This is a genomic window from Rahnella sp. RFA10(1/100), assembly GCF_004195115.1.
In the GTDB taxonomy this organism is placed as follows: domain Bacteria; phylum Pseudomonadota; class Gammaproteobacteria; order Enterobacterales; family Enterobacteriaceae; genus Rahnella; species Rahnella perminowiae.
The window spans coordinates 207,250-228,997 of record NZ_SEWR01000002.1 but is presented as its reverse complement, the minus strand read 5'-3'; the positions used below and the strand labels follow the sequence as shown (position 1 = coordinate 228,997).

Annotated in this window: 18 protein-coding genes; 1 reads left to right on the top strand and 17 read right to left on the bottom strand. The window is 52.3% G+C overall.

Annotation, left to right across the window (positions count from 1 at the left end):
• Positions 1–2: 2 nt before the first annotated feature.
• The 17 genes from menF to lrhA all read right to left on the bottom strand — a co-directional run bounded on the left by menF (position 3) and on the right by lrhA (position 19,478).
• Positions 3–1,340 carry an isochorismate synthase MenF gene (gene menF / locus ETV65_RS07845; protein WP_129952346.1) on the bottom strand — a complete coding sequence of 446 codons (1,338 nt, stop codon included), beginning with the start codon at positions 1,338–1,340 and terminating at the stop codon, positions 3–5.
• A 230-nt stretch (positions 1,341–1,570) separates the two neighbouring features.
• The gene (gene elaB / locus ETV65_RS07840; protein WP_129952345.1) at positions 1,571–1,879 is read right to left on the bottom strand and encodes a stress response protein ElaB; all 309 of its coding nucleotides are present in this window, start codon (positions 1,877–1,879) and stop codon (positions 1,571–1,573) included.
• A 112-nt stretch (positions 1,880–1,991) separates the two neighbouring features.
• Positions 1,992–2,507 carry a DUF1097 domain-containing protein gene (locus ETV65_RS07835; protein ID WP_129952344.1) on the bottom strand — a complete coding sequence of 172 codons (516 nt, stop codon included), beginning with the start codon at positions 2,505–2,507 and terminating at the stop codon, positions 1,992–1,994.
• 193 nt (positions 2,508–2,700) lie between these two features.
• Positions 2,701–4,161, bottom strand: a complete 1,461-nt coding sequence (gene nuoN, locus ETV65_RS07830; protein ID WP_015696468.1) for an NADH-quinone oxidoreductase subunit NuoN — start codon at positions 4,159–4,161, stop codon at positions 2,701–2,703.
• 6 nt (positions 4,162–4,167) lie between these two features.
• Positions 4,168–5,697, bottom strand: coding sequence for an NADH-quinone oxidoreductase subunit M (gene nuoM, locus ETV65_RS07825; protein ID WP_129952343.1), 1,530 nt, complete (start codon positions 5,695–5,697; stop codon positions 4,168–4,170).
• A gap of 97 nt (positions 5,698–5,794) precedes the next feature.
• Positions 5,795–7,642: an NADH-quinone oxidoreductase subunit L gene (gene nuoL / locus ETV65_RS07820; protein WP_129952342.1), complete on the bottom strand. Its 1,848-nt coding sequence runs from the start codon at positions 7,640–7,642 to the stop codon at positions 5,795–5,797.
• Complete coding sequence (gene nuoK / locus ETV65_RS07815) at positions 7,639–7,941, bottom strand: NADH-quinone oxidoreductase subunit NuoK (protein WP_004936014.1); 303 nt, start codon at positions 7,939–7,941, stop codon at positions 7,639–7,641. The genes nuoL and nuoK overlap by 4 nt, the downstream gene beginning before the upstream one ends.
• Positions 7,938–8,498: an NADH-quinone oxidoreductase subunit J gene (nuoJ, locus tag ETV65_RS07810; RefSeq protein ID WP_129952341.1), complete on the bottom strand. Its 561-nt coding sequence runs from the start codon at positions 8,496–8,498 to the stop codon at positions 7,938–7,940. The genes nuoK and nuoJ overlap by 4 nt, the downstream gene beginning before the upstream one ends.
• A 12-nt stretch (positions 8,499–8,510) precedes the next feature.
• Positions 8,511–9,053, bottom strand: coding sequence for an NADH-quinone oxidoreductase subunit NuoI (nuoI, locus tag ETV65_RS07805; protein ID WP_013574596.1), 543 nt, complete (start codon positions 9,051–9,053; stop codon positions 8,511–8,513).
• 14 nt (positions 9,054–9,067) lie between these two features.
• Entirely contained in the window at positions 9,068–10,045 is a 978-nt protein-coding gene (nuoH, locus tag ETV65_RS07800) for an NADH-quinone oxidoreductase subunit NuoH (protein ID WP_129952340.1), read from the bottom strand.
• Positions 10,042–12,768 (bottom strand): NADH-quinone oxidoreductase subunit NuoG, encoded by a 2,727-nt coding sequence (nuoG, locus tag ETV65_RS07795; RefSeq protein ID WP_129952339.1) that lies wholly within the window; start codon positions 12,766–12,768, stop codon positions 10,042–10,044. Before nuoG ends, nuoH begins: the two co-directional genes overlap by 4 nt.
• A gap of 140 nt (positions 12,769–12,908) precedes the next feature.
• Positions 12,909–14,270: an NADH-quinone oxidoreductase subunit NuoF gene (nuoF, locus tag ETV65_RS07790; RefSeq protein WP_129952338.1), complete on the bottom strand. Its 1,362-nt coding sequence runs from the start codon at positions 14,268–14,270 to the stop codon at positions 12,909–12,911.
• A complete protein-coding gene (nuoE, locus tag ETV65_RS07785; protein WP_231576087.1) occupies positions 14,267–14,803 on the bottom strand; it encodes an NADH-quinone oxidoreductase subunit NuoE in 537 nt (178 codons plus the stop codon). Before nuoE ends, nuoF begins: the two co-directional genes overlap by 4 nt.
• A gap of 2 nt (positions 14,804–14,805) precedes the next feature.
• The gene (gene nuoC / locus ETV65_RS07780; protein WP_129952337.1) at positions 14,806–16,605 is read right to left on the bottom strand and encodes an NADH-quinone oxidoreductase subunit C/D; all 1,800 of its coding nucleotides are present in this window, start codon (positions 16,603–16,605) and stop codon (positions 14,806–14,808) included.
• Between the two features lie 83 nt (positions 16,606–16,688).
• Positions 16,689–17,363, bottom strand: coding sequence for an NADH-quinone oxidoreductase subunit B (locus ETV65_RS07775; protein ID WP_129952336.1), 675 nt, complete (start codon positions 17,361–17,363; stop codon positions 16,689–16,691).
• 22 nt (positions 17,364–17,385) lie between these two features.
• Positions 17,386–17,829, bottom strand: a complete 444-nt coding sequence (locus ETV65_RS07770) for an NADH-quinone oxidoreductase subunit A (protein ID WP_129952335.1) — start codon at positions 17,827–17,829, stop codon at positions 17,386–17,388.
• Between the two features lie 704 nt (positions 17,830–18,533).
• Positions 18,534–19,478 (bottom strand): transcriptional regulator LrhA, encoded by a 945-nt coding sequence (lrhA, locus tag ETV65_RS07765; protein ID WP_129952334.1) that lies wholly within the window; start codon positions 19,476–19,478, stop codon positions 18,534–18,536.
• A gap of 985 nt (positions 19,479–20,463) precedes the next feature.
• Here lrhA and ETV65_RS07760 point away from each other — a divergent pair.
• Positions 20,464–21,678: a pyridoxal phosphate-dependent aminotransferase gene (locus tag ETV65_RS07760; RefSeq protein WP_129952333.1), complete on the top strand. Its 1,215-nt coding sequence runs from the start codon at positions 20,464–20,466 to the stop codon at positions 21,676–21,678.
• The last annotated feature ends 70 nt before the right edge of the window (positions 21,679–21,748 follow it).

The following is a 21,748-nucleotide window of genomic DNA, read 5'->3' as shown; positions in this document are numbered from 1 at the left end:
GGTTATCCGGCCTGAACGGCAGGCGTGTAATGCTCTTCCAGCAAAGTGCGCAAACCCGCGGCTTTGTTTTCGATTTCCAGCCATTCCTGAGCGGCGTCAGAACCGGCGACAATCCCCGCACCGGCATAGAGTTCAAGATGATGTCCTTTCACCATGGCAGAACGCAGCGCGACGGTAAATTCACTTTGTTCAGCACTGAGATATCCGGCAGAACCGGCATACCATTCACGATCAAAAGGTTCAAATTCAGCAATGAACTTGCGTGCGGCCTGTCTCGGTAATCCGGCCACGGCTGCGGTCGGTTGCAGGCGTTGCAGACAACCGGCATCATCAGGCCCGGTCAGTTCACCGTGAATATTGCGGCGTAAATGCTGCACTTTGCGCAGACGTAAAACCTCTGCCGGTGTGACATCCAGCGAATGCGCCCCGCCCTGTAAACGCTGACAGATGTCGTCAACGACCAGTAAATTTTCACGCTGATTTTTGCCATCGCTGAGCAGCCAGTCACCCAGTGCCTGCGCTTGCTGATCATCGGGATGATTAGCCACGGTTCCCGCCAGCGCTTCGGTATAGAGTTCGGTGTTATCACGCAGAAATAAACGTTCCGGGCTGGAACCCAGAAACGCCTGTTGTGCGGTGAACGCCAGCATAAAATGATAGCAGTGATGATTAACGCTGCGGCTGGCAGCAAGAAATGCACAGGCATTCAGTGGCTGACTGAGCGTTAAGGTTGTTTTGCGTGCCAGCACGACTTTATCGAACTGATGCTGTTCAATACCTGAAAGCGCACGTTCAACCAGCGCCTTCCACTGCGACTCGGCCGGTAAATGCTGATGCTGTAATACGTGGGAGGTAAGCGGTGGTAAGGTGCGACTGGCCACCAGTGAACGCAGGAACAAGCGTGTGCGGCGTGCCTCATCCTGTAAAGAATACGGACTGAAAAGGGTACAACGCAGCCACCAGGTATTGCCCTGACGGCAAAGTTCGATGCGGGGAAGAAACAGTGCGTTGGCAGCGGATGCATCATCCGCCGTACCGTTAAACGCATTCAGCCCCCAGATATGCAAATCGGGAACCTCAGGAAACTGGCGAATAAACGCCTGCGCTTGCGCAATATGCCCAAAAGAATAAGCATCGCCACAAACGGCAGCTTCTTCATTTCCGTCACGTTGTTGCCAGTAAAATTTCGGGTAACAAGGCTGCGCAGCCAGCCATTCGAGCAGGCCAGTGTCAGGCTGTTTTTGCAGGGAATAACTGAATTGCCGGATCCCCGCAGCAGCAGGCCATTCGCCTGCCAGCCTCGTATCAAGCTGTTCAATGATTGCTGAGATTTGTTTCACCGCTACCTCGGACCATACCGGATGTTTAGTGACGGGCAGAAATACCCTTCTGGATCAAAAAACGGGTTGGATCAATAACGGAAGAATTATGCGGCGATACGAAAAATGAAAATATGCGACAGATCAAGCTGAAGTGAGTGCCGTTAGCTAAGAAGGAGTAGAAGAAGGGAGAAAGGAGTAAGTCACCGGGCAGAAACAGGAGCAGCAGACGCTGCCCCTGTTCAGTGAGATTAACGACGCAGAAGCAGGCCGACAACCAGACCTACGGCAGCACCGACGCCGACTCCATGCCATGGATTTTCATGCACATAATCATCAGTTCTTTCTGCAACCTGACGGGCTTTCTTGCAGTAAGAACGTGCCGCCGGGTCAATACGTGATTTAATATCTTTCAGCGCATTTTCTGCACGTGCTTTGACCTGAATGTATTTCTCATCCGCTTTGTCACCCGAGGATTTGAGTACTTCCTCCAGCGTTTCAGTCAACATGCGTAAATCGTCATCCAACGAATTCTGCTGTGTCTCAAATTGTTCAGCCATGGTTATCTCCTTATGATGGGTTCGTGTAAAAGCATAGACTGCCTTTAACCCTAGCGCATATCGGGAGTAATTGCCTGAAGGATCCGCCCTAAACTGCCGAAAAATCGAGGTTTTAAGAACCTTCCGACCCTTTAGTTTCAGTAAAAACGGTTCTTTTCACGGCCTCGTTTTGCTGCTTTTCACGCTGTTTGGCCAGCCACAATCCACTGTTTTTCATCGCGTAACCGAACACTAACCCCACCAGCAAAGATACCACCACCTGACGCCAGTCACCTTGCGCGGCGAAGGTCGCGCAGGCACCGATAAAGGTGCCCGGCACAAAGGCCAGCCATTGCTGCCGAGCCTGAATACACATCAGGAATGCCACTACGCCAGTCAGCAGGTAACCCAGAATGTTCCATTCGGGACGCATGGCGCTGCCTGCAATAATCACGACCGCCCAAAATACACCGCTGAGACAGGTCAGGGTGCTGATCAGCAACCCGCGTAATCCGCCCTGCGGGCATGCGAAATACGCCGTGCATCCCAGGAAACCCGCCCAGCTTATCAGGCCAAGGCTTATCGCCACCCAACCCCAGATACCAGAGAGGATGCCGGTGGTGATGGCGATCATCACTAAAACATTCATGGTGTGAACCTGTACGAATCTGAACAAGCGCGCAGTGTACGCATTGGCAGGAATAATGAAATGGGAGAGATCACAAAACCAATGTAATGATTAGCTGAACGTACATATAAATGCGACCTACATCACACAAATCAATCAATACGATTAAAAAAGCCGCTCATGTGAGCGGCTTCGTCAGGTTTTGCAGATGCTCTCAGAGCAGCGGTTGGGCCATCTGTACCAGCGAAATCAGCGGTTGCGGGAAGATACCCAGCAACAGCACTAAAATCGCAGAAATCAGCACCACGACACCGCCTGCGGTCAGTGCCCAGTTGTTCGGGGTATCACGTACCAGCGTTTCCGGTGCACTCAGGTACAGGCTCACGGTGACGCGCAGATAGTAATAAAGACCAATCGCAGAACCCACCACTACAGCACCGGTCAGCCACCACAGATGTGCGGTCACACCGGTCGCAATCACGTAGAACTTACCGATAAAGCCCAGCGTCATCGGAATACCGGCCAGTGACAACATCATCACGGTCATCACCGCAGACAGGATTGGCTTATGCCAGAACAGGCCACGGTAAGAGAACAGTGATTCTGCGTCCGGGCCTTTGTACGGGCTGGACATCAGACTGACCACACCGAAAGCGCCGAGGCTGCTGAACAGATAACCGGCCAGATACACACCAACGGTTTCCATCGACAACTGGTGCGTTTGTACCGCAATCAGTGCCACCAGCAGATAACCAAGGTGAGCGATGGAGGAATAACCGAGCAGACGTTTAATGTTGCTCTGGCTGATAGCCATCAGGTTACCGACCAGAATCGAACAGAAGGCAATGATGCTCAGCACGATGCGGATTGATTCACTGTCAGCCACAGGCGCATACAGGAACAAACGCATGACCACCGCAAAGATAGCGATCTTGCTGGCGGTTGCCAGGAAAGTCGAGACCGGTGCAGGTGCGCCCTGATACACGTCTGGCGTCCACAGGTGGAACGGAACCAGCGACAGTTTGAAGCCCAGACCCACAATCATCATTCCGAGACCGGCCATCAGCAAAGGCTGATGCAGCATTACGCCATCGCCCAGATTTTTGCCCAAAGACGCGAAGGACAAATCACCGGACTGTGCGTACAGCAGCGCCATACCAAACAGCAGGAAGGAAGACGCAGCAGCCGACAGCAGCATGTATTTGATAGCCGCTTCCAGCGAGCGTTTCTGGCGGTAGGCGTAACCGATCAGGCCGAACAGTGGCAATGAAATCAGCTCGATCCCGAGGAACATTGACGCCAGATGGTTAGAGCATGCCAGCAGAATGCCGCCCATGGCCGCGATGAGCACCAGCAGATAGAACTCTTCGCGGTTGTCCGGATAACCGGCCAGCCAGGGGTAAGCAAACGTACTGGTGGCCAGACTAGCCAGCAATACCAGCCCGATGTAGAACATCGAGTAGCCGTCAACGCGCAGCAGCGGTGTGACATCCTGCGGACCGACCTGCCCGACGTAGTAAAGGGAAAGTAAGGCAACGTTCAGCCCGATGACTGTCAGTGTGGCATTGAGAAAATGGTCGCGTCGCCACGCAATGGACAGCATCACCACCACCACCGTCAATCCGACGATCATCAGCGGTAATAGTGCGATCAGATTTTGAAGTGTAAATGTCATGGCGAGTTACGGCCTTGTCGTTGAAATAGTGGAAACTGAAGACCCGAACCCGTGCTGGATGTTACTCATCGCAGCACTCGAAGTATCCAGAATTGGCTGCGGGAAGATGCCCAGCACCACCAGCAATACCACCAGCAACAGGATGATCGACAGTTCGCGTGAGGTCATACCCTGCAGCGGTTCGTCAGATTTTGCTTTGCCATAGTAAGCGCGCTGCATCATCACCAGTGAGTAAACCGAAGCGAATACCAGACCAAAGGTTGAGATGACAGTGATCACCGGCACAACCGGGAAGCTGCCAAACAGGATCTGGAATTCACCAACGAAGTTACCTGTACCCGGCATCCCTAACGTGGCGACAGCGAAGAACAGAGACAACGCTGGCAGGTATTTAATACGCCCCCACAATCCGCCCATCTGACGCATGTCGCGGGTATGCAGACGTTCGTAGAGCTGACCACAGATGATGAACATACCGGCTGCGGACAGACCGTGTGCAATCATCTGAATGACTGCGCCCTGGTATGCCAGGTGGCTGCCGGTATAGATAGCAATCAGTACGAAGCCCATGTGCGAAACGGAGGTGTACGCAATCAGACGTTTAATGTCAGTCTGGCAGAAGGCCATCCACGCGCCGTAGAAGATACCAATCACACCCAGCCACATAGCAATCGGGGCGAACTGGTGTGAGGCTTCCGGGAACAGTGGCAGACAGAAACGTAACATCCCGTAAGCCGCAGTTTTTAGCAAGATACCGGCTAAGTCGACGGAACCTGCGGTTGGCGCCTGGCTGTGTGCATCCGGTAACCAGCCATGCAATGGCACAACCGGCATTTTCACCGCGAAGGCAATAAAGAAGCCGAGCATCAGCAGGTATTCAACACCGTGCGACATTGGCGTTTTCAGCAGGTCGGCATAATTAAATGTCCACACGCCGGTGGCGTTATAGTGCACAAACACCAGGCCGAGGATCGCAATCAACATCACCAGTCCGCTGGACTGTGTATAGATGAAGAATTTGGTTGCTGCGCTGATACGTGTTTTACCGTCTGACGCTTTGTGGCCCCACAAAGCGATCAGGAAGTACATCGGCACCAGCATCATTTCCCAGAAGAAGAAGAACAGGAACATGTCGATGGCGAGGAACACGCCGATAACGCCGCCGAGGATCCACAATAAATTCAGGTGGAAGAAACCCTGATATTTCTGGATTTCACGCCACGAACAGAGGATCGCCAGCACACCCAGCAAACCGGTCAGTACCACCATCAGCAGGGACAAACCGTCCAGTGCCAGATGGAAACTGATGCCAAAACGTGGGATCCATGGCAACGAAAACTCGGATTGCCACTGCGGAATCCCCGCAGGCGTCGTTAATGAATATCCTCCCTGCAACCACAATTGCACGGAAAGAGCCAGCGTCAGCCCCATCGCAATCAACGCGATCCAGCGCGGTACTTTGCTCCCAAAGCGCTCAGTCTGCCAGCACAGCAGCCCGCCGATAAAGGGGATAAATATTAGCCAAGGTAATAGCATGGCGTGTCGTTCCCTTCTTTTATGCCCGAAGGCTATTTCACTTGCCGGCCCGTTACGGGAACAGACCGGCATTGATAACTACACCTGGAATGCAGGCTTAAATCACCAGCAGCAGCGCCAGAACGACCACTGCACCGAGCCCCATTGACGCAACGTACCAACGCACCTGGCCGTTTTCGCTGAGAGTCAGACCACGGTTACCCAGACGGGCAAACAGCGCAGGCAGATTCATCATTGAGTTCAGCGGATCACGTTGCAGGAGTTTCGCGACCAGCAGATAAGGTTTCACGAAAATCATGTCGTACAGCCAGTCGAAGCCCCAGGCATGGAACCACCAGGTCGTGAAGAAACGGCCCGGTGCGCTTTTCGCAATGCTGTTGACCAGCGAGCGTTTACCCAGATACAGGGCCGCCGCCAGCAGAATCCCAACAATTGCAATCACGCCTGATGTGATTTCCAGCGTCAGCACACTGCCGTGCGCCAGTTCAGTGGTATCCGGCAGTACGCCTTTCAGTGGCGGAACAATCATCGCGCCAATGAAGGTGGACAGAACCAGTAACACCAGCAGCGGCAGGTGGTGAGTGATGCCTTTACCCGCATGTGCTTTGATTTTTTCTTCGCCGTGGAAGACGATGAAGATCATGCGGAAGGTGTACAGCGAGGTCATAAACGCCCCGACCAGACCCGCAACCATCAGATTCAGGTGGCCGTTAGCCAGCGCACCCGCGAGGATTTCATCTTTACTGAAGAAGCCCGCAGTGATGATTGGCAAGGCGGACAGTGCAGCACCGCCGACCAGGAAGCAGATATACACCAGCGGAATGGACTTACGTAATCCACCCATTTTGAAGATGTTCTGTTCGTGGTGGCAGGCCAGAATGACTGAACCGGAAGAAAGGAACAGCAGTGCTTTGAAGAACGCGTGCGTCATCAGGTGGAAGATGGCGGCATCCCACGCCTGAACGCCCAGCGCCAGGAACATGTAACCAATCTGGCTCATGGTCGAGTACGCGAGAACACGTTTGATGTCGGTCTGCACCAGCGCAGCAAAGCCCGCCAGCACCAGCGTTACCGCGCCGATAATGCCCACCAGATGCAGAATTTCCGGCGCCATCAGGAACAGGCCGTGCGTACGTGCAATCAGGTAAACACCGGCGGTCACCATGGTTGCGGCGTGGATCAGCGCAGAAACCGGCGTCGGGCCAGCCATAGCATCTGCCAGCCAGGTCTGGAGCGGAAGCTGTGCGGATTTACCCACTGCGCCACCCAGTAACATCAGGGTTGCCCAGGTGATAGCCGTATCGCCAACGGCCAGTTTCTGTGGTGCCAGGATCATCAGTTCACGGAAGTTCAGGGTACCCAGTTCGCGGTACAGGATGAACAATGCGAAAGCCAGGAACACGTCACCGACACGGGTCACAATGAATGCTTTCATTGCGGCCGCACCGTTTGCCGGATGGGTGTAATAGAAGCCGATCAACAGGTAACTGCACAGGCCCACGCCTTCCCAGCCGAGGTACATCAGCAACAGGTTATCGGCCAGTACCAGAATGACCATGCTGGCGATAAACAGGTTGGTGTAAGCAAAGAAGCGTGAATAGCCTTCTTCACCGCGCATGTACCAGGAAGCAAACATGTGGATGAAGAAACCGACGCCGGTGACCACGGACAGCATGGTCATCGACAAACCATCGAGCGTCAGCGTGACAGGAATATTGAAATCCCCGACCTGCATCCAGTTCCACAGATTCTGGTTAAAGACTTCAACGCCCGCCGCTTTCTGGCTGAGGAAATTGATACCCACATAAAGGGTGGTCAGCGCTGCCAGACCAATCGACCCGACACCTACGGTAGCGGAGGTATTTTCAGACCAGCGACCGCGTGAAAAGGCCAGTAACAGGAAGCCAATCAGCGGGAACAGAATTGTTAAATAGAGTAAGTTCATCCGCGCATCTCACTGACAGTATCAATATTGAGAGTGTGGCGACGGCGATACAGTTGCAGCAGCAACGCCAGACCAATACTGGCCTCCGCCGCAGCCAGGCTGATAGCCAGAATGTACATCACCTGCCCGTCCGCCTGACCCCAGTAGCTTCCTGCCACGATGAACGCCAGCGCCGCTGCGTTGATCATCACTTCAAGGCTGATCAACATAAACAGCAGGTTACGACGAACCAGCAGCCCGGTCAGCCCCAACACAAAGAGGATGGCGGCCAAAATAAGACCATGTTGTAGAGGGATCATGCTCTCTCCTCCGTTTTTCTTTTTGTTGCCATTTCGGTCGTTACCGGTGCGTCACCAAAGACTTCACCTGGTTTGTGTTCACGTCCGATATGGAATGCCACGACCAGACCGGCCAGCAGCAACATTGATGCCAGTTCAACCGCCAGAACGTAAGGTCCAAACAGCGCGATACCGACGGCTTTCGCATCAATCATGTCGCCTTTGATACCGTGAGCATGCAACCCGAGGATTGACATGATCATCACCACCAGCAGGATGACCGACAGGATTGAAGGTCCGATCCAGGTGGCAGGTTTAAGCCATGCACGTTCCTGCTCCTGCACGTTACCCAAGTTGAGCATCATCACCACAAAGACGAACAGCACCATAATGGCACCGGCGTACACGATGATCTCCAGGGCACCGGCGAAATACGCACCGAGCGAGAAGAAAACCGCAGCAATCGCCAGCAGAGAGACGATCAGGTACAGCAGTGCATGAACCGGGTTGGTATGCGTGATCACACGCAATGTCGCCAACACGGCCACCAGGGCTGCAATATAAAATGCAAATTCCATGCTTGCGGCTCCTTAAGGCATCAGACCTTTGACGTTGATCGGTTTGGCTTCGTTTTCAGCTTCGCCTTTCGACTTGCCGTCAATCGCCATACCGGCCATCCGGTAGAAATTATATTCCGGATATTTACCCGGCCCCGAAATCAACAGATCTTCTTTTTCGTATACCAGGTCCTGGCGTTTGAATTCACCCAACTCGAAGTCCGGCGTCAGCTGAATGGCTGTTGTCGGGCAAGCTTCTTCACACAGTCCGCAGAAAATGCAACGTGAGAAGTTGATGCGGAAGAATTCCGGATACCAGCGGCCATCTTTCATTTCTGCTTTTTGCAGAGAAATACAACCTACCGGACACGCTACGGCACACAGGTTACAGGCAACGCAGCGCTCTTCACCGTCCGGATCGCGCGTCAGCACGATACGGCCACGATAACGTGGAGGCGGGTTAACCGGAACTTCAGGATACATCTGGGTTTCGCGCTTGGCGAAGGCATGCATGCCTATCATCCACAAGCTGCGAACCTGGGTACCGAACCCGACCACTATGTCTTTCAATGTCATGGTTTCATCACCCCTTATTGCGCGTTGTACAAGATGACCGCAGCGGTCGCCAGCAGATTAAGCAACGTCAGTGGCAGGCAAACTTTCCAGCCAAATGACATCACCTGGTCGTAGCGGGGACGCGGCAAAGCAGCACGGATCAAAATGAACATCACCATGAAGAAAGCAGTTTTCAGCGCAAACCAGATAAACGGCGGCAGGAACGGGCCCTGCCAGCCACCGAAGAACAAAGTGACGATCAACGCGGAGACCGTCACGATACCGATGTATTCCCCCACGAAGAACAGGCCGAATTTCATACCGGAATATTCAATGTGGTAACCATCGGCCAGTTCCTGCTCGGCTTCCGGCTGGTCAAACGGGTGACGGTGGCAAACAGCAACGCCGGCAATCGCAAAGGTCACGAAGCCAAAGAACTGCGGAATGATGTTCCACACATGCGCCTGCGAATTGACGATGTCTTGCAGATTGAAAGAACCCGCCTGCGCCACGACGCCCATCAGTGATAAACCGAGGAAGACTTCATAGCTCAGCGTCTGGGCAGAGGCACGCATTGCACCCAGCAGCGAGTATTTGTTGTTACTGGACCAGCCAGCGAACAACACCGCATAGACGGTCAGACCGGCCATCATCAGGAAGAACAAAATACCGATGTTCAGATCGGCGGCGAACCAGGTCGGACTGACCGGAACGATCGCAAAGGAGATCAACAGGGACGTAAACGCAATCATCGGTGCCAGCGTAAAGATGGCTTTGTCGGTGAAGTTAGGAACCCAGTCTTCCTTGAAGAACATCTTGATCATGTCAGCCACAAGCTGCAGGGAACCGCCCCAGCCGACACGGTTTGGTCCGTAACGGTTCTGGAACAGCCCCAGCAAACGGCGTTCGCCGAAGCTCATGAAGGCCCCGCAAATCACCACGACCAGCAGGATCACGACAGCTTTCAGAATGGCGATCAACGAATCAATCACGACAGGTGTAAACCAGCTCATTGTGCTGCCTCCCGCAGATTTTCAACCGTTGCGCCAACCAGCACCGGCGGAATACCCGGTAAGCCCAGCGGCAGGCCGACCTGGCCCTGGTTCAATGTTTCACTCAGACGAACCGGCAATTTCAGTGTCTGACCGGCACAGGTGAACTCCACCTGTGAACCTGCGTTCACGCCTAACTGTGCAGCATCTGCCGGGTTAACCATCACATACGCCTGTGGCATACGCTGCTGGATCACCTTTGAACGCTGTGTCATTTCCTCACTGCCGAACAGATGATAATAAGGCGCAACGCGCCAGCTATCGCTCTGTGCGGTAAACGCAGCCGGAATGGCGGTGAAGTATTCAAGACGGGCTTCGCCAGCTTCAATCAGACGTACACCCGGATCGCCGAAGCGCAGGCTGCCACCGACTTCACTCTGGAATTTGTTCCAGGCTTGCGGGGAGTTCCAGCCCGGTGCCCAGACAAAGGGTATCTGATTGCGGTGGGCTGTCGGACTGTTGTTTCCTTCCATAGAGAAGGCAAACATGGTGTCTTTATCTTGCGGCTGACGCGGCTCGTGCACGCTGATATTCGCACGTGCCGCAGTACGACCACTCGAACGGATAGGAGAACGTGCCAGTTTCTGACCACGAATACGGAAAGTGGCATCAGGCGCAGCTTCAACAATGCCTGTCAGTTGTGGCAACGCAGCAACACACGCCTGAATGACGTGATCCAGTTGCGTCCAGTCAACATGGCGGCTGTTGATGGTGGAATGCAGCGAATGCATCCAGCGCCAGCTTTCCAGCATGGTGATGGTAGTGTCGTAGTAGGCAGGATCGTAAACCTGGAAGAAGCGCTGAGCGCGGCCTTCCTGATTCACCAAAGTACCGTCGCTTTCCGCAAAGCTTGCCGCAGGCAGGATCAGGCTGGCTTGATCCATGATGCGCGTGCGCTGATGGTCAACGACCAGCAGGTTCTGCACGTTAGCTAATGCCGCATTCACTTCCGCTTCAGGCGCCTGACGGTAAAGGTCATTTTCCATCACGATGGCGCTGTCGGCTTCACCCCGGGTCAGCAACGCGAGTGCTTCGTCCAGCGAGCCGCCACCAATCATCGAAAGACCGATGCTGTTAGCTGCGGAAGCCACAAAGGTAATACCGACATCGCTGCCTGCACCTTTCAGCGCTTTCGCGATGTTAGCAGCCGCTTCAATGATGGCATCTGAACCGGCGCTTGTACCGGTGATGATCAGCGGCTTGCGTGCACCGGTCAGCGCCTGCACAATCACGTCGATTTTCTTGTTCAGACCATCAGCAAGGTCGCTGACTGCTGGCGCAGAATTATCCAGCGCATGGGCGATAGCAAAGCCGAAACGCGCCTGCTCATCAACCGGGGCGCGGTAATTGTAAGCGGCGATATCGTCGAGCTTCGTGTTATCCACATTGGTGATAAACAACGGATGTTTGGCATGCTGACCGATATTCTGTACAGCCGCGATTTGCCAGTCGGCAACACGCTGAGCCGCTGCCATCGCGCGGGCTTTACCTTTTACAGCCTGACGAACAGACAGTGCGATACGCGCACCGGTCTGGGTTAAATCTTCGCCCAGCACCAGAACGGCATCGTAATCTTCAATTTCACGCAGCGCCGGTGTACGCACACCGCTGTTGCGCAGAATGTTCAGCATCAGTTGCAAACGCCCCTGCTCTGCCGCGTTGATACCCGTATAGAAATTTTCAGCGCCGACCAGCTCACGCAGGGCAAAGTTGCTTTCAAGGCTGGCACGTGGCGAGCCGATACCGATCGTTTTCTTCGCCTGACGGATAATGTCTGCCGCGCCCTGCATCGCCTGTTCAGCGTTAAGTTCGATCCAGTCGTTGCCCCGCAGTTGCAATGGCTTCTTCGGTCGATCTTTGAGGTTCACGTAGCCATACCCGAAACGACCACGATCGCACAGGAAGTAATGGTTTACGGTACCGTTATAACGGTTTTCGATACGACGCAGTTCGCCGTAACGTTCACCCGGGCTGGTGTTACAGCCAACAGAACATTGCTGACAGATGCTTGGCGCAAACTGCATGTCCCATTTACGGTTGTAGCGTTCGGAATGCGTTTTATCGGTGAAAACACCGGTCGGACAGACTTCAACCAGGTTACCGGAGAACTCACTTTCCAGCGGTCCATCTTCCGGGCGGCCGAAATAGACGTTGTCGTGTGCGCCATAAACGCCCAGATCGGTGCCGTCCGCGTAATCCTTGTAGTAACGGACACAACGGTAACAGGCGATACAGCGGTTCATTTCATGAGAAATGAACGGGCCGAGATCCTGGTTGTTATGGGTTCGTTTGGTAAAGCGGTAACGGCGCATACTGTGGCCGGTCATCACCGTCATATCCTGCAGGTGACAGTTACCGCCTTCCTCACACACCGGACAGTCGTGCGGATGGTTGGTCATCAGCCATTCCACAACGCTTTCACGAAATTCTTTCGCTTCGCCGTCATCGATGGAAATGAAGGTGCCATCAGACGCGGGTGTCATACATGACATCACCAGACGACCGCGCGTGTCTTCCGCATTTTGGTATTGCTTAACCGCACATTGGCGACAAGCGCCGACGCTTCCCAGCGCCGGATGCCAGCAAAAATAAGGAATATCGAGGCCGAGAGAGAGGCAAGCCTGTAACAGGTTGTCCGCTCCGTCTACATCGTATTCTTTGCCGTCTACATGAATCGTAGCCATAGTCAGCATGCTTCCACGTGGCCCACTTAGTGGGCGTTAATCAAAAATTCTTGCCGGGTTGGCGTATATCATTCGACAGCGCGTCCCTTGTTCCGGGAATTCGCGCACAGCGGGCTCACGTCCGCTGCCTGTTGCCTTCACTACCAGCGTTCTTTCAGCAGATTGTTTGGCTGAATTCCGCCAATCGCGCGTGCGTTGTTGAAATGCTGTTTGGCGATACCCGCCTCAAACTCTTCCCGGAAATATTTAATCGCACTCTGCAATGGCTCCACGGCACCCGGCGCGTGTGCGCAGAAGGTTTTGCCCGGGCCAAGCTGGCGGCAAAGCTGTTGGAGAGTTTCGATATCTCCCGGCTGGCCTTCACCGCGCTCCAGCGCACGAAGAATTTTCACACTCCACGGCAGACCATCACGGCATGGCGTACACCAGCCACAAGATTCGCGGGCGAAAAACTCTTCCAGGTTACGCACCAGCGGGACCATGCCGATTTCATTATCAACGGCCATGGCCAGCGCAGTCCCCAGACGGCTGCCGGCTTTACCAATGCTGGCAAAGTCCATCGGCAGATCCAGATGATCAGCGGTCAGGAAGTCGGTCCCTGCCCCGCCCGGCTGCCAGGCTTTAAATTTCAGGCCGTCACGCATGCCACCGGCATACTCTTCAAGGATTTCACGTGCGGTGGTCCCAAACGGTAGCTCCCAGACGCCCGGATTTTTCACCCGGCCGGAGAAGCCCATCAGCTTGGTGCCGGCATCTTCACTTTTGCCCGCCGAAATACCTTTGTACCAGTCCACCCCGTGCTCAAGGATTGCAGGTACGTTGCACAACGTTTCGACGTTGTTGACACAAGTCGGTTTACCCCATACACCGGCAGAGGCCGGGAACGGCGGCTTGGAACGCGGGTTGGCACGACGGCCTTCCAGTGAGTTGATGAGCGCCGTTTCTTCACCGCAGATATAACGACCGGCACCGGTATGCACAATCAGTTCAAAGTCAAAACCGGTACCCAGGATATTTTTACCCAGCAGGCCAGCGGCTTTGGCTTCTTCGATTGCACGGCGCAGGTTCACAGCGGCTTCAATGTATTCGCCACGCAGGAAGATGTAGCCACGATAAGATTTCAGCGCGAAGGCCGAAATCAGCATGCCTTCCACCAGCAGGTGTGGCATTTGTTCCATCAGCATGCGGTCTTTATAAGTACCGGGTTCCATCTCATCGGCGTTACACAGCAGATAGCGGATGTTCATGCTTTCGTCTTTCGGCATCAGACTCCACTTCAGACCGGTGGAGAAACCTGCGCCGCCACGCCCTTTCAGGCCCGCGTCTTTTACCAGATTAACGATTTCTTCCTGCGCCATGCCTTTGAGGGCTTTTTCCGCACCCACATAACCGTTTTTGCTGCGGTACTCGTCGATCCAGACGGGCTGCTTATCATCACGCATACGCCAGGTCAGCGGATGCATCTCGGGTGTACGTTCAATGTGTCGGGGAATATATGTCATGCGTAACGCTCCAGTAGCGAGCCGATCGCTTCCGGCGTCAGATGGCTGTGCGTGTCCTCATCAATCATCATTGACGGACCTTTGTCACAGTTACCAAGACAGCAGGTCGGCAGCAGAGTAAAGCGTCCGTCTTCGGTCGTTTCGCCCGGCTTAATATGCAACTGTTGTTCCAGTGCGGCCTGGATCCCCTGATAACCGGTGATGTGGCACACCACGCTGTCACAATAGCGGATCACATGGCGTCCGACCGGCTGACGGAAGATCTGGCTGTAGAATGTCGCCACACCTTCAACATCACTGGCAGGAATACCCAGAACATCGGAGATTGCGTAGATAGCGCCATCAGGCACCCAGCCACGCGCTTTTTGCACGATTTTCAACGCTTCGATAGAGGCCGCGCGGGCATCTTCGTAGTGATGTTTTTCGTGCTCAATCGCTTCGCGTTCAGCGTCACTCAGCACAAATACCGGCGGCGCAACAGGCTCGCTGATATTGATGTACTGAACTTCTGAGTCTTTATTGATATCTGTCATCGTTAGCGGTCCACATCTGACATTACAAAATCGATACTGCCCAGATACACGATCAGGTCGGATACCAGGCTGCCACGGATTACGGACGGGATCTGTTGCAAATGCGGGAAGCTTGGCGTACGGACACGGGTGCGGTAGCTCATGGTGCTGCCGTCACTGGTCAGGTAATAGCTGTTGATCCCTTTGGTGGCTTCAACCATCTGGAAAGATTCTTGCGCAGGCATAACCGGCCCCCACGACACTTGCAGGAAGTGAGTGATCAGGGTCTCAATGTGTTGCAGCGTGCGCTCTTTCGGTGGTGGCGTGGTCAGCGGGTGATCTGCTTTGAACGGACCTTCCGGCATATTTTTGTAACACTGTTCCAGAATGCGCAGGCTCTGACGAAGTTCTTCTACTTTCAGCATCACACGGGAATAGCAGTCGCTGACGCCATCACCGGTCGGCACTTCAAAGTCAAAGTTTTCGTAGCCGGAATACGGACGCCATTTACGCACGTCAAACGGAATACCCGTTGCGCGCAGGCCAGCGCCGGTGGTGCCCCAGGCCAGGGCATCATCTGCGTTATACGCAGCCACGCCTTTGGAACGGCCAATCAGAATGGTGTTTTTCAGCGCCGCTTTAACATAGGAATCCAGACGGGCTGGCATCCAGTCAAGGAATTCACGCAGCAGACGATCCCACCCTTTCGGCAGATCATGCGCAACGCCACCAATACGGAACCAGGCCGGGTGCATACGGAAACCGGTAATCGCTTCCACCAGATCGTAAATTTTCTGACGATCGGTAAAGGCGAAGAACACCGGGGTCATCGCGCCCACGTCCTGGATAAACGTAGAGATGTACAACAAATGGCTATTGATGCGAAACAGCTCAGATAACATGACACGTATAGTGTTCACGCGGTCCGGTGTCACGATACCGGCGAGTTTTTCAACAGCCAGCACGTAAGGCATTTCGTTTACGCAACCGCCGAGATATTCGATACGGTCAGTGTAAGGAATGTAGCTGTGCCAGGACTGCCGTTCACCCATTTTCTCAGCACCACGGTGGTGGTAACCGACGTCAGGCACGCAATCGACAATTTCTTCACCATCAAGCTGCAGGATGATGCGAAATGCGCCGTGCGCAGACGGGTGGTTAGGGCCGAGGTTGAGGAACATAAAGTCTTCGTTGTTGGTACCGCGCTTCATGCCCCAGTCTTCAGGCTTGAAGGTCAGCGATTCCATCTCAAGTTCTTCTTTCTGCCTGGTCAGTTCGTAGGGATCGAACTCAGTGGCACGCGCCGGATAATCTTTACGCAGCGGATGCCCTTCCCAGGTCTGCGGCATCATAATGCGCGTCAGATGCGGGTGGCCATCGAAGGTAATACCGAACATTTCCCATGTTTCACGCTCATACCAGTTAGCATTCGGGAACACTTTGGTGATGGTCGGAACATGAAGATCGTTTTCTGATAATGCCACCTTGATCATGATGTCGCGGTTACGCTCAACCGAGAGCAGATGGTAGAAAACGGAAAAATCCGCGGCCGGTAAACCGTCGCGGTGTGTACGTAAACGCTCATCAAAGCCATGCAAATCGAAAAGCATGACATAAGGTTTTGGCTGTTTTCGTAAAAAGGTAATCGCTTCCAGTAACTGTTCACGCTTGAACCAGACTACCGGAATGCCGGTACGGGTCGCCTGAACAGTAAAGGCCTCTGGCCCAAAACGGTTACTCAATTCGCCGATAACCGGGTCATCGAGATGATCACGGGTATGCCATGCTGGCAGGGCGGAATCTTGCGTCGTCAAATCTGTCATATTTTTTTCACCACACTAAATGGTCATTTATGCCGTAAGGGGGATATTTATACCCCCTCAGGGTTGACTCTCAGACCGCAGTGTTAAATCTCGTCCGGCGAACGCAGATTTGTCACAGCAATACGCTCAGCACGTTTACGCTCTTTTTCAGACTGCATATTCGCGCGGTAAACACCCTGATCGCCAACAACCCATGACAACGGGCGACGTTCTTTACCAATGGACTCCTGCAACAGCAGCAGAGCCTGCATGTAGGCTTCCGGACGTGGCGGACATCCCGGGATGTACACATCGACCGGCAGGAACTTATCCACGCCCTGCACCACAGAGTAAATATCGTACATGCCGCCGGAGTTCGCACAGGCGCCCATCGAAATAACCCATTTGGGTTCCAGCATCTGATCGTATAAACGCTGAATAACCGGAGCCATTTTGGTGAAGCAGGTTCCTGCTATCACCATAAAGTCAGCCTGGCGTGGTGACGCACGCAGCACTTCTGCGCCAAAACGCGCAACGTCATGCACCGCAGTGAATGACGTCACCATTTCGACATAACAGCAGGAAAGACCGAAGTTGTAGGGCCAAAGGGAGTTTTTGCGACCCCAGTTCACCATGCCATGCAGTGACTCCTGGAGATTTCCCATGAAGACGCTGCGTTTAACCTGCTCCTGAAGAGGATCGCCGACGACCTCCTGAGACTGCAGGGGGTAACGGTCGTTCTCACCGTCCGGGTCTATGCGGGTGAGCGTATAGTCCATCTTAATGCCTCGCTATGACTGCTTACTGAGGGTGACTGTTGGTATTAATCGCCGGGCTTGGTTTAACAGGTCCTTTCGAACGTGTTGGTGTCCAGTCGAGTGCGCCAATTCGCACCAGATAGAACAAACCAGCCAGCAGTACCAAAATGAAAATGGTGGCTTCAACGAATCCGGTCCAGCCGCTTTCGCGAATAGACGTTGACCATGCATAGAGATACAAGGCTTCAACATCGAAAATGACGAAGAACATGGCGACCAGATAAAACTTGGCGGAAAGGCGCAGCCGGGCAGTACCGACAGAGGCGATACCTGACTCAAAAGGCGTGTTTTTATAGCGCGCTCTGGCTCTCCCGCCAAGAAACGCGGCGCCCAGTAACATCAGGCAGCACATGCCCATTGCGACGATAAGAAAAACGGCGAACGCCCAGTGTTGAGCGATGACTTCAGTGGCTGTTGACATACTCATTGCTTACTCATCAAAAGTGGCACTTTGGCATCTGCTCTGTAAGGTCGGCAGCTTGCGCACCACATCGATTCAAGGGAAGGATTAAAAACCACACAGTTCACGGCTCAACAAGGGATTAAGCCAGTGATTTGTTGTGGGCTTTTTACCCCTTTCTATAACCTTTTGTCAACTTTGACAAAAGTATCTCCACATTAGTTTACATGCTTATCATTTAATTAACATATCATGCGCCGGAACTTAAGCTAAATCGTGTCAGTTAAATACTGAGATAAAGCATGGGCCTGTGTCGGGAGTGATGACATCTTACGTACTTTACTATTGTCGCAGGAATAGACACCGCTTCCACTCTCTTAATAGGGTTATTTTTTTGATCCATGTCAGAGTTCTGTCAATTTTGAGAGAAAAAAAGCCATACATTTAACAAGTTTTATTGATTTTCAAAAAACGACAAGCGATTTACGGAAAAATTTTATGCTTTTTTTTAACCTGGAAAAGCCAGCATTTTGCGTGGTTTACTGCGGTGATAGTTGATGATGATAACAGTCGTTACGGGGGACACGGAAGGTAAACAAATCAAAACAGGGGTTTTAGAAAGGATAGTAAACAAAATCACTAAAAGTAATCATTTTGCTACTTCTAAAGAGGGAGAAACCTTTACCCCCGCCCCGTCAGACGGAGGCGGAAGGTAAAGCCGGGGGATTATCTTAACTTTGAGAGTCTGCCAGAAACTCATGATCGTCATCCGCTACCGGACGGGGACCATAGGCACTGAGAGAATATGGATCATTCCCTTGCTCAACGGCATTGAAAATCGCCATTGCCAGTTCATTTTCACAACGGGCATTTTTGTACAACACATACTGCGTATCCGGCAAACGTGGTAAACCATCCTGTTCACCCAAAACACGCAACTCCGGGCTCATCATTTCGATAGGACGGGCTGTCACGCCCAGTCCCGCACGCACGGCCGCACGAATTGCCGATAATGTCGAGGCGACATAAGCAATACGCCACGGGATCCCCGCCTGACTCAGATGCTCTATTGCCATCATCCGGTACGGACTTGGCTCATCAAGCACCACCAGCGGAACACTATCGCCGGAAGGATACGCAAAATCAGCTGAGCAGTACCAGAGTGTGGGCGATGTACGCAGAACGATGTGCGGGTGATCGGTATTCGTCATCGTCGTGATGGCCAAATCCACTTCTTCACTTTCGAGCATCGACAACATGAAAGGACTGCGTTTAACGCGGACATCAATAGACAACTTCGGATATACGGATGTCACACGACTGAGCAGGAAGGGTAAAATGGTGTCAGCCGTATCATCTGACGCGCCAATCGTTATCCCACCCTGAACATTGCTATACATCAAAGATGTGCAGGCTTCATCATTAAAACGAAGGATTTTGCGTGCGTAACCCAACAACTGAATACCGTGTTCAGTTAATAATTTATTGCGTCCATGTCTGGCAAACAGTTCTTTTCCAACGAGTTGTTCTAGACGTTGCATTTGCTGGCTTACCGCCGACTGAGTACGACACACCGCAGCAGCAGCCGCAGCGAACGTATTTAAATCAGCAACAGCTACAAATGTCCTCAACAGATCAAGATCGAGATTGAGGATTGGACGATTTGCAATTGTCATAGTTTTTCTTCACTTTATAGAATCTAATAACAAGCTACCCTGATGGTGCGTCAAAGTACCCGCAAAAAGCAGAATACCAGATATGTCGGATACTCACTCATTTGATAACCTAAATTGAGAAATATTTGTGCATGCAAGTTTTCAACATTGTGGGCATTCGGTCATTAAACCTGTGCATAATAATTCCCCACAAAGGCTAAATGATTAGATTTACTTATTTAATATAGCCTGTTGCCGCCAACCGTTCCATATCCCTTGCAATACCGCCTGCTACTAACATAAAGCCGACATTCGGCAATATTATCATGCGCAAACATAAGCCAAATTAACCGATAAAAGTGACTACTGGAAATATAATTCAATAAATTCATTAAGTCACATGAATAATCATTTTAAGCCCCAAGGCTTATCTTTAAGTAACATTAAGATTTTTCTTGTTTCATCAAATTTAGTTTACACTGACCTGCTGAAATATATGCAGCAAAAGCATTTACATAATCAAAGGAAATACGTTTGAGACTTTACTTAGAACATGATCATTCATCCAGCATTCACTATTAATGATTAGATAAATAAAACTAATTCTTGCTAAGGTTTTTTAGCGGAAAAACAAAGCTTCCTGAATTTTTTTCAGAATTTGTCGAGCTTTGGTAAGATTTCGTGATGTTCTGTGCCTAAAGGCAATGAAATGGTCGGTCAGGGGACGCGCGCAGGGCAGCAAAAACAGTGAATTTATTGTACAAAAAACCCACAATCACAACATATAAAATCGTTATATCTCTATAAATTAGCACAATTAACCATTAAGACTCAGGTGCTATACGGTAATACCCCACCACAGACCGCTTTAATACTGTTTTTCACCAAAACGGTGCACAGCCCTTCTCATGCCCTTTGCGGGAGAGTAAATTGACCCCTTCGCACTGTTCTACGGTCGCTCGGCACCAGGGAAGAACAGGCTTTACTGCAAAAGGCTCTCACTTACATGTCCCCGATTGAAAAATCCCGCAAACTGGACAACGTCTGTTATGACATTCGCGGCCCGGTGCTCAAAGAAGCAAAACGTCTTGAAGAAGAAGGTAATAAAGTCCTCAAGCTGAACATCGGCAACCCCGCGCCATTCGGTTTTGATGCGCCTGATGAAATCCTGGTCGATGTCATCCGCAATCTGCCAACCGCGCAAGGTTATTGTGATTCGAAAGGCCTGTTTTCTGCACGTAAAGCGATCATGCAGCATTATCAGGCGCGCGATATGCGTGACATCACGGTTGAAGATATCTATATCGGCAACGGTGTTTCAGAGCTGATTGTTCAGTCCATGCAGGCACTGCTTAATACCGGTGATGAAATGTTAGTCCCTGCGCCCGACTACCCGTTGTGGACAGCAGCCGTTTCGTTATCAGGCGGTAATGCTGTGCATTATCTGTGTGATGAAGGGGCGGACTGGTTCCCTGACATTGCCGATATTCGTGACAAAATCACACCGCGTACCCGTGGCATTGTGATTATCAACCCGAATAACCCGACCGGCGCCGTATACAGTAAAGAATTACTGATGCAGATTGTGGACATCGCCCGGGAACATAATCTGATTATTTTTGCCGACGAAATTTACGACAAGATCCTGTATGACGAAGCCCGGCACATCTCCATCGCCTCCCTGGCACCGGATTTACTGACGGTCACCTTTAACGGTCTGTCAAAAACCTACCGCGTAGCCGGTTTCCGTCAGGGCTGGATGGTTCTGAACGGACCGAAGAAACATGCGAAAGGTTATATTGAAGGTCTGGAAATGTTGGCCTCGATGCGCCTTTGCGCCAATGTGCCGATGCAACATGCCATTCAGACTGCACTGGGCGGCTATCAGAGCATCAGCGAGTTTATTCAGCCGGGCGGACGCCTGGTCGAACAACGCGATCGTGCATGGGAACTGATCAATGAAATTCCAGGCGTTTCCTGCGTGAAACCAAAGGGCGCCCTGTATATGTTCCCGCGCATTGACGCCAAACGTTTCAACATCCATGACGATCAGAAAATGGTGCTCGACTTACTGTTACAGCAAAAGGTATTGCTGGTTCAGGGTTCTGCGTTCAACTGGCCGTATCCGGATCATGTACGTATCGTGACGCTGCCACGTGTGGATGAGTTGGAAATGGCTGTCAATAAACTGGGACGTTTCCTCGAAACCTATCGCCAGTGATGAAATCAGGGCGCTGACGACAGCGCCCTTTCGCCTTTCCTTTCAATTTCCGCATTTGCATAACGGTTTC

Excerpts from the sequence above, each read along its gene's own strand:
- nuoK (WP_004936014.1), bottom strand. The coding sequence starts at position 7,941 with ATGATCCCTCTACAACATGGTCTTATTTTGGCCGCCATCCTCTTTGTG.
- nuoN (WP_015696468.1), bottom strand. The coding sequence starts at position 4,161 with ATGACATTTACACTTCAAAATCTGATCGCACTATTACCGCTGATGATC.
- nuoH (WP_129952340.1), bottom strand. The coding sequence starts at position 10,045 with ATGAGCTGGTTTACACCTGTCGTGATTGATTCGTTGATCGCCATTCTG.
- nuoE (WP_231576087.1), bottom strand. The coding sequence starts at position 14,803 with ATGACAGATATCAATAAAGACTCAGAAGTTCAGTACATCAATATCAGC.
- nuoF (WP_129952338.1), bottom strand. The coding sequence starts at position 14,270 with ATGACATATATTCCCCGACACATTGAACGTACACCCGAGATGCATCCG.
- nuoM (WP_129952343.1), bottom strand. The coding sequence starts at position 5,697 with ATGCTATTACCTTGGCTAATATTTATCCCCTTTATCGGCGGGCTGCTG.
- ETV65_RS07775 (WP_129952336.1), bottom strand. The coding sequence starts at position 17,363 with ATGGACTATACGCTCACCCGCATAGACCCGGACGGTGAGAACGACCGT.
- nuoG (WP_129952339.1), bottom strand. The coding sequence starts at position 12,768 with ATGGCTACGATTCATGTAGACGGCAAAGAATACGATGTAGACGGAGCG.
- ETV65_RS07835 (WP_129952344.1), bottom strand. The coding sequence starts at position 2,507 with ATGAATGTTTTAGTGATGATCGCCATCACCACCGGCATCCTCTCTGGT.
- ETV65_RS07760 (WP_129952333.1), top strand. The coding sequence starts at position 20,464 with ATGTCCCCGATTGAAAAATCCCGCAAACTGGACAACGTCTGTTATGAC.
- nuoC (WP_129952337.1), bottom strand. The coding sequence starts at position 16,605 with ATGACAGATTTGACGACGCAAGATTCCGCCCTGCCAGCATGGCATACC.
- elaB (WP_129952345.1), bottom strand. The coding sequence starts at position 1,879 with ATGGCTGAACAATTTGAGACACAGCAGAATTCGTTGGATGACGATTTA.
- lrhA (WP_129952334.1), bottom strand. The coding sequence starts at position 19,478 with ATGACAATTGCAAATCGTCCAATCCTCAATCTCGATCTTGATCTGTTG.
- ETV65_RS07770 (WP_129952335.1), bottom strand. The coding sequence starts at position 17,829 with ATGAGTATGTCAACAGCCACTGAAGTCATCGCTCAACACTGGGCGTTC.
- nuoJ (WP_129952341.1), bottom strand. The coding sequence starts at position 8,498 with ATGGAATTTGCATTTTATATTGCAGCCCTGGTGGCCGTGTTGGCGACA.
- nuoI (WP_013574596.1), bottom strand. The coding sequence starts at position 9,053 with ATGACATTGAAAGACATAGTGGTCGGGTTCGGTACCCAGGTTCGCAGC.
- nuoL (WP_129952342.1), bottom strand. The coding sequence starts at position 7,642 with ATGAACTTACTCTATTTAACAATTCTGTTCCCGCTGATTGGCTTCCTG.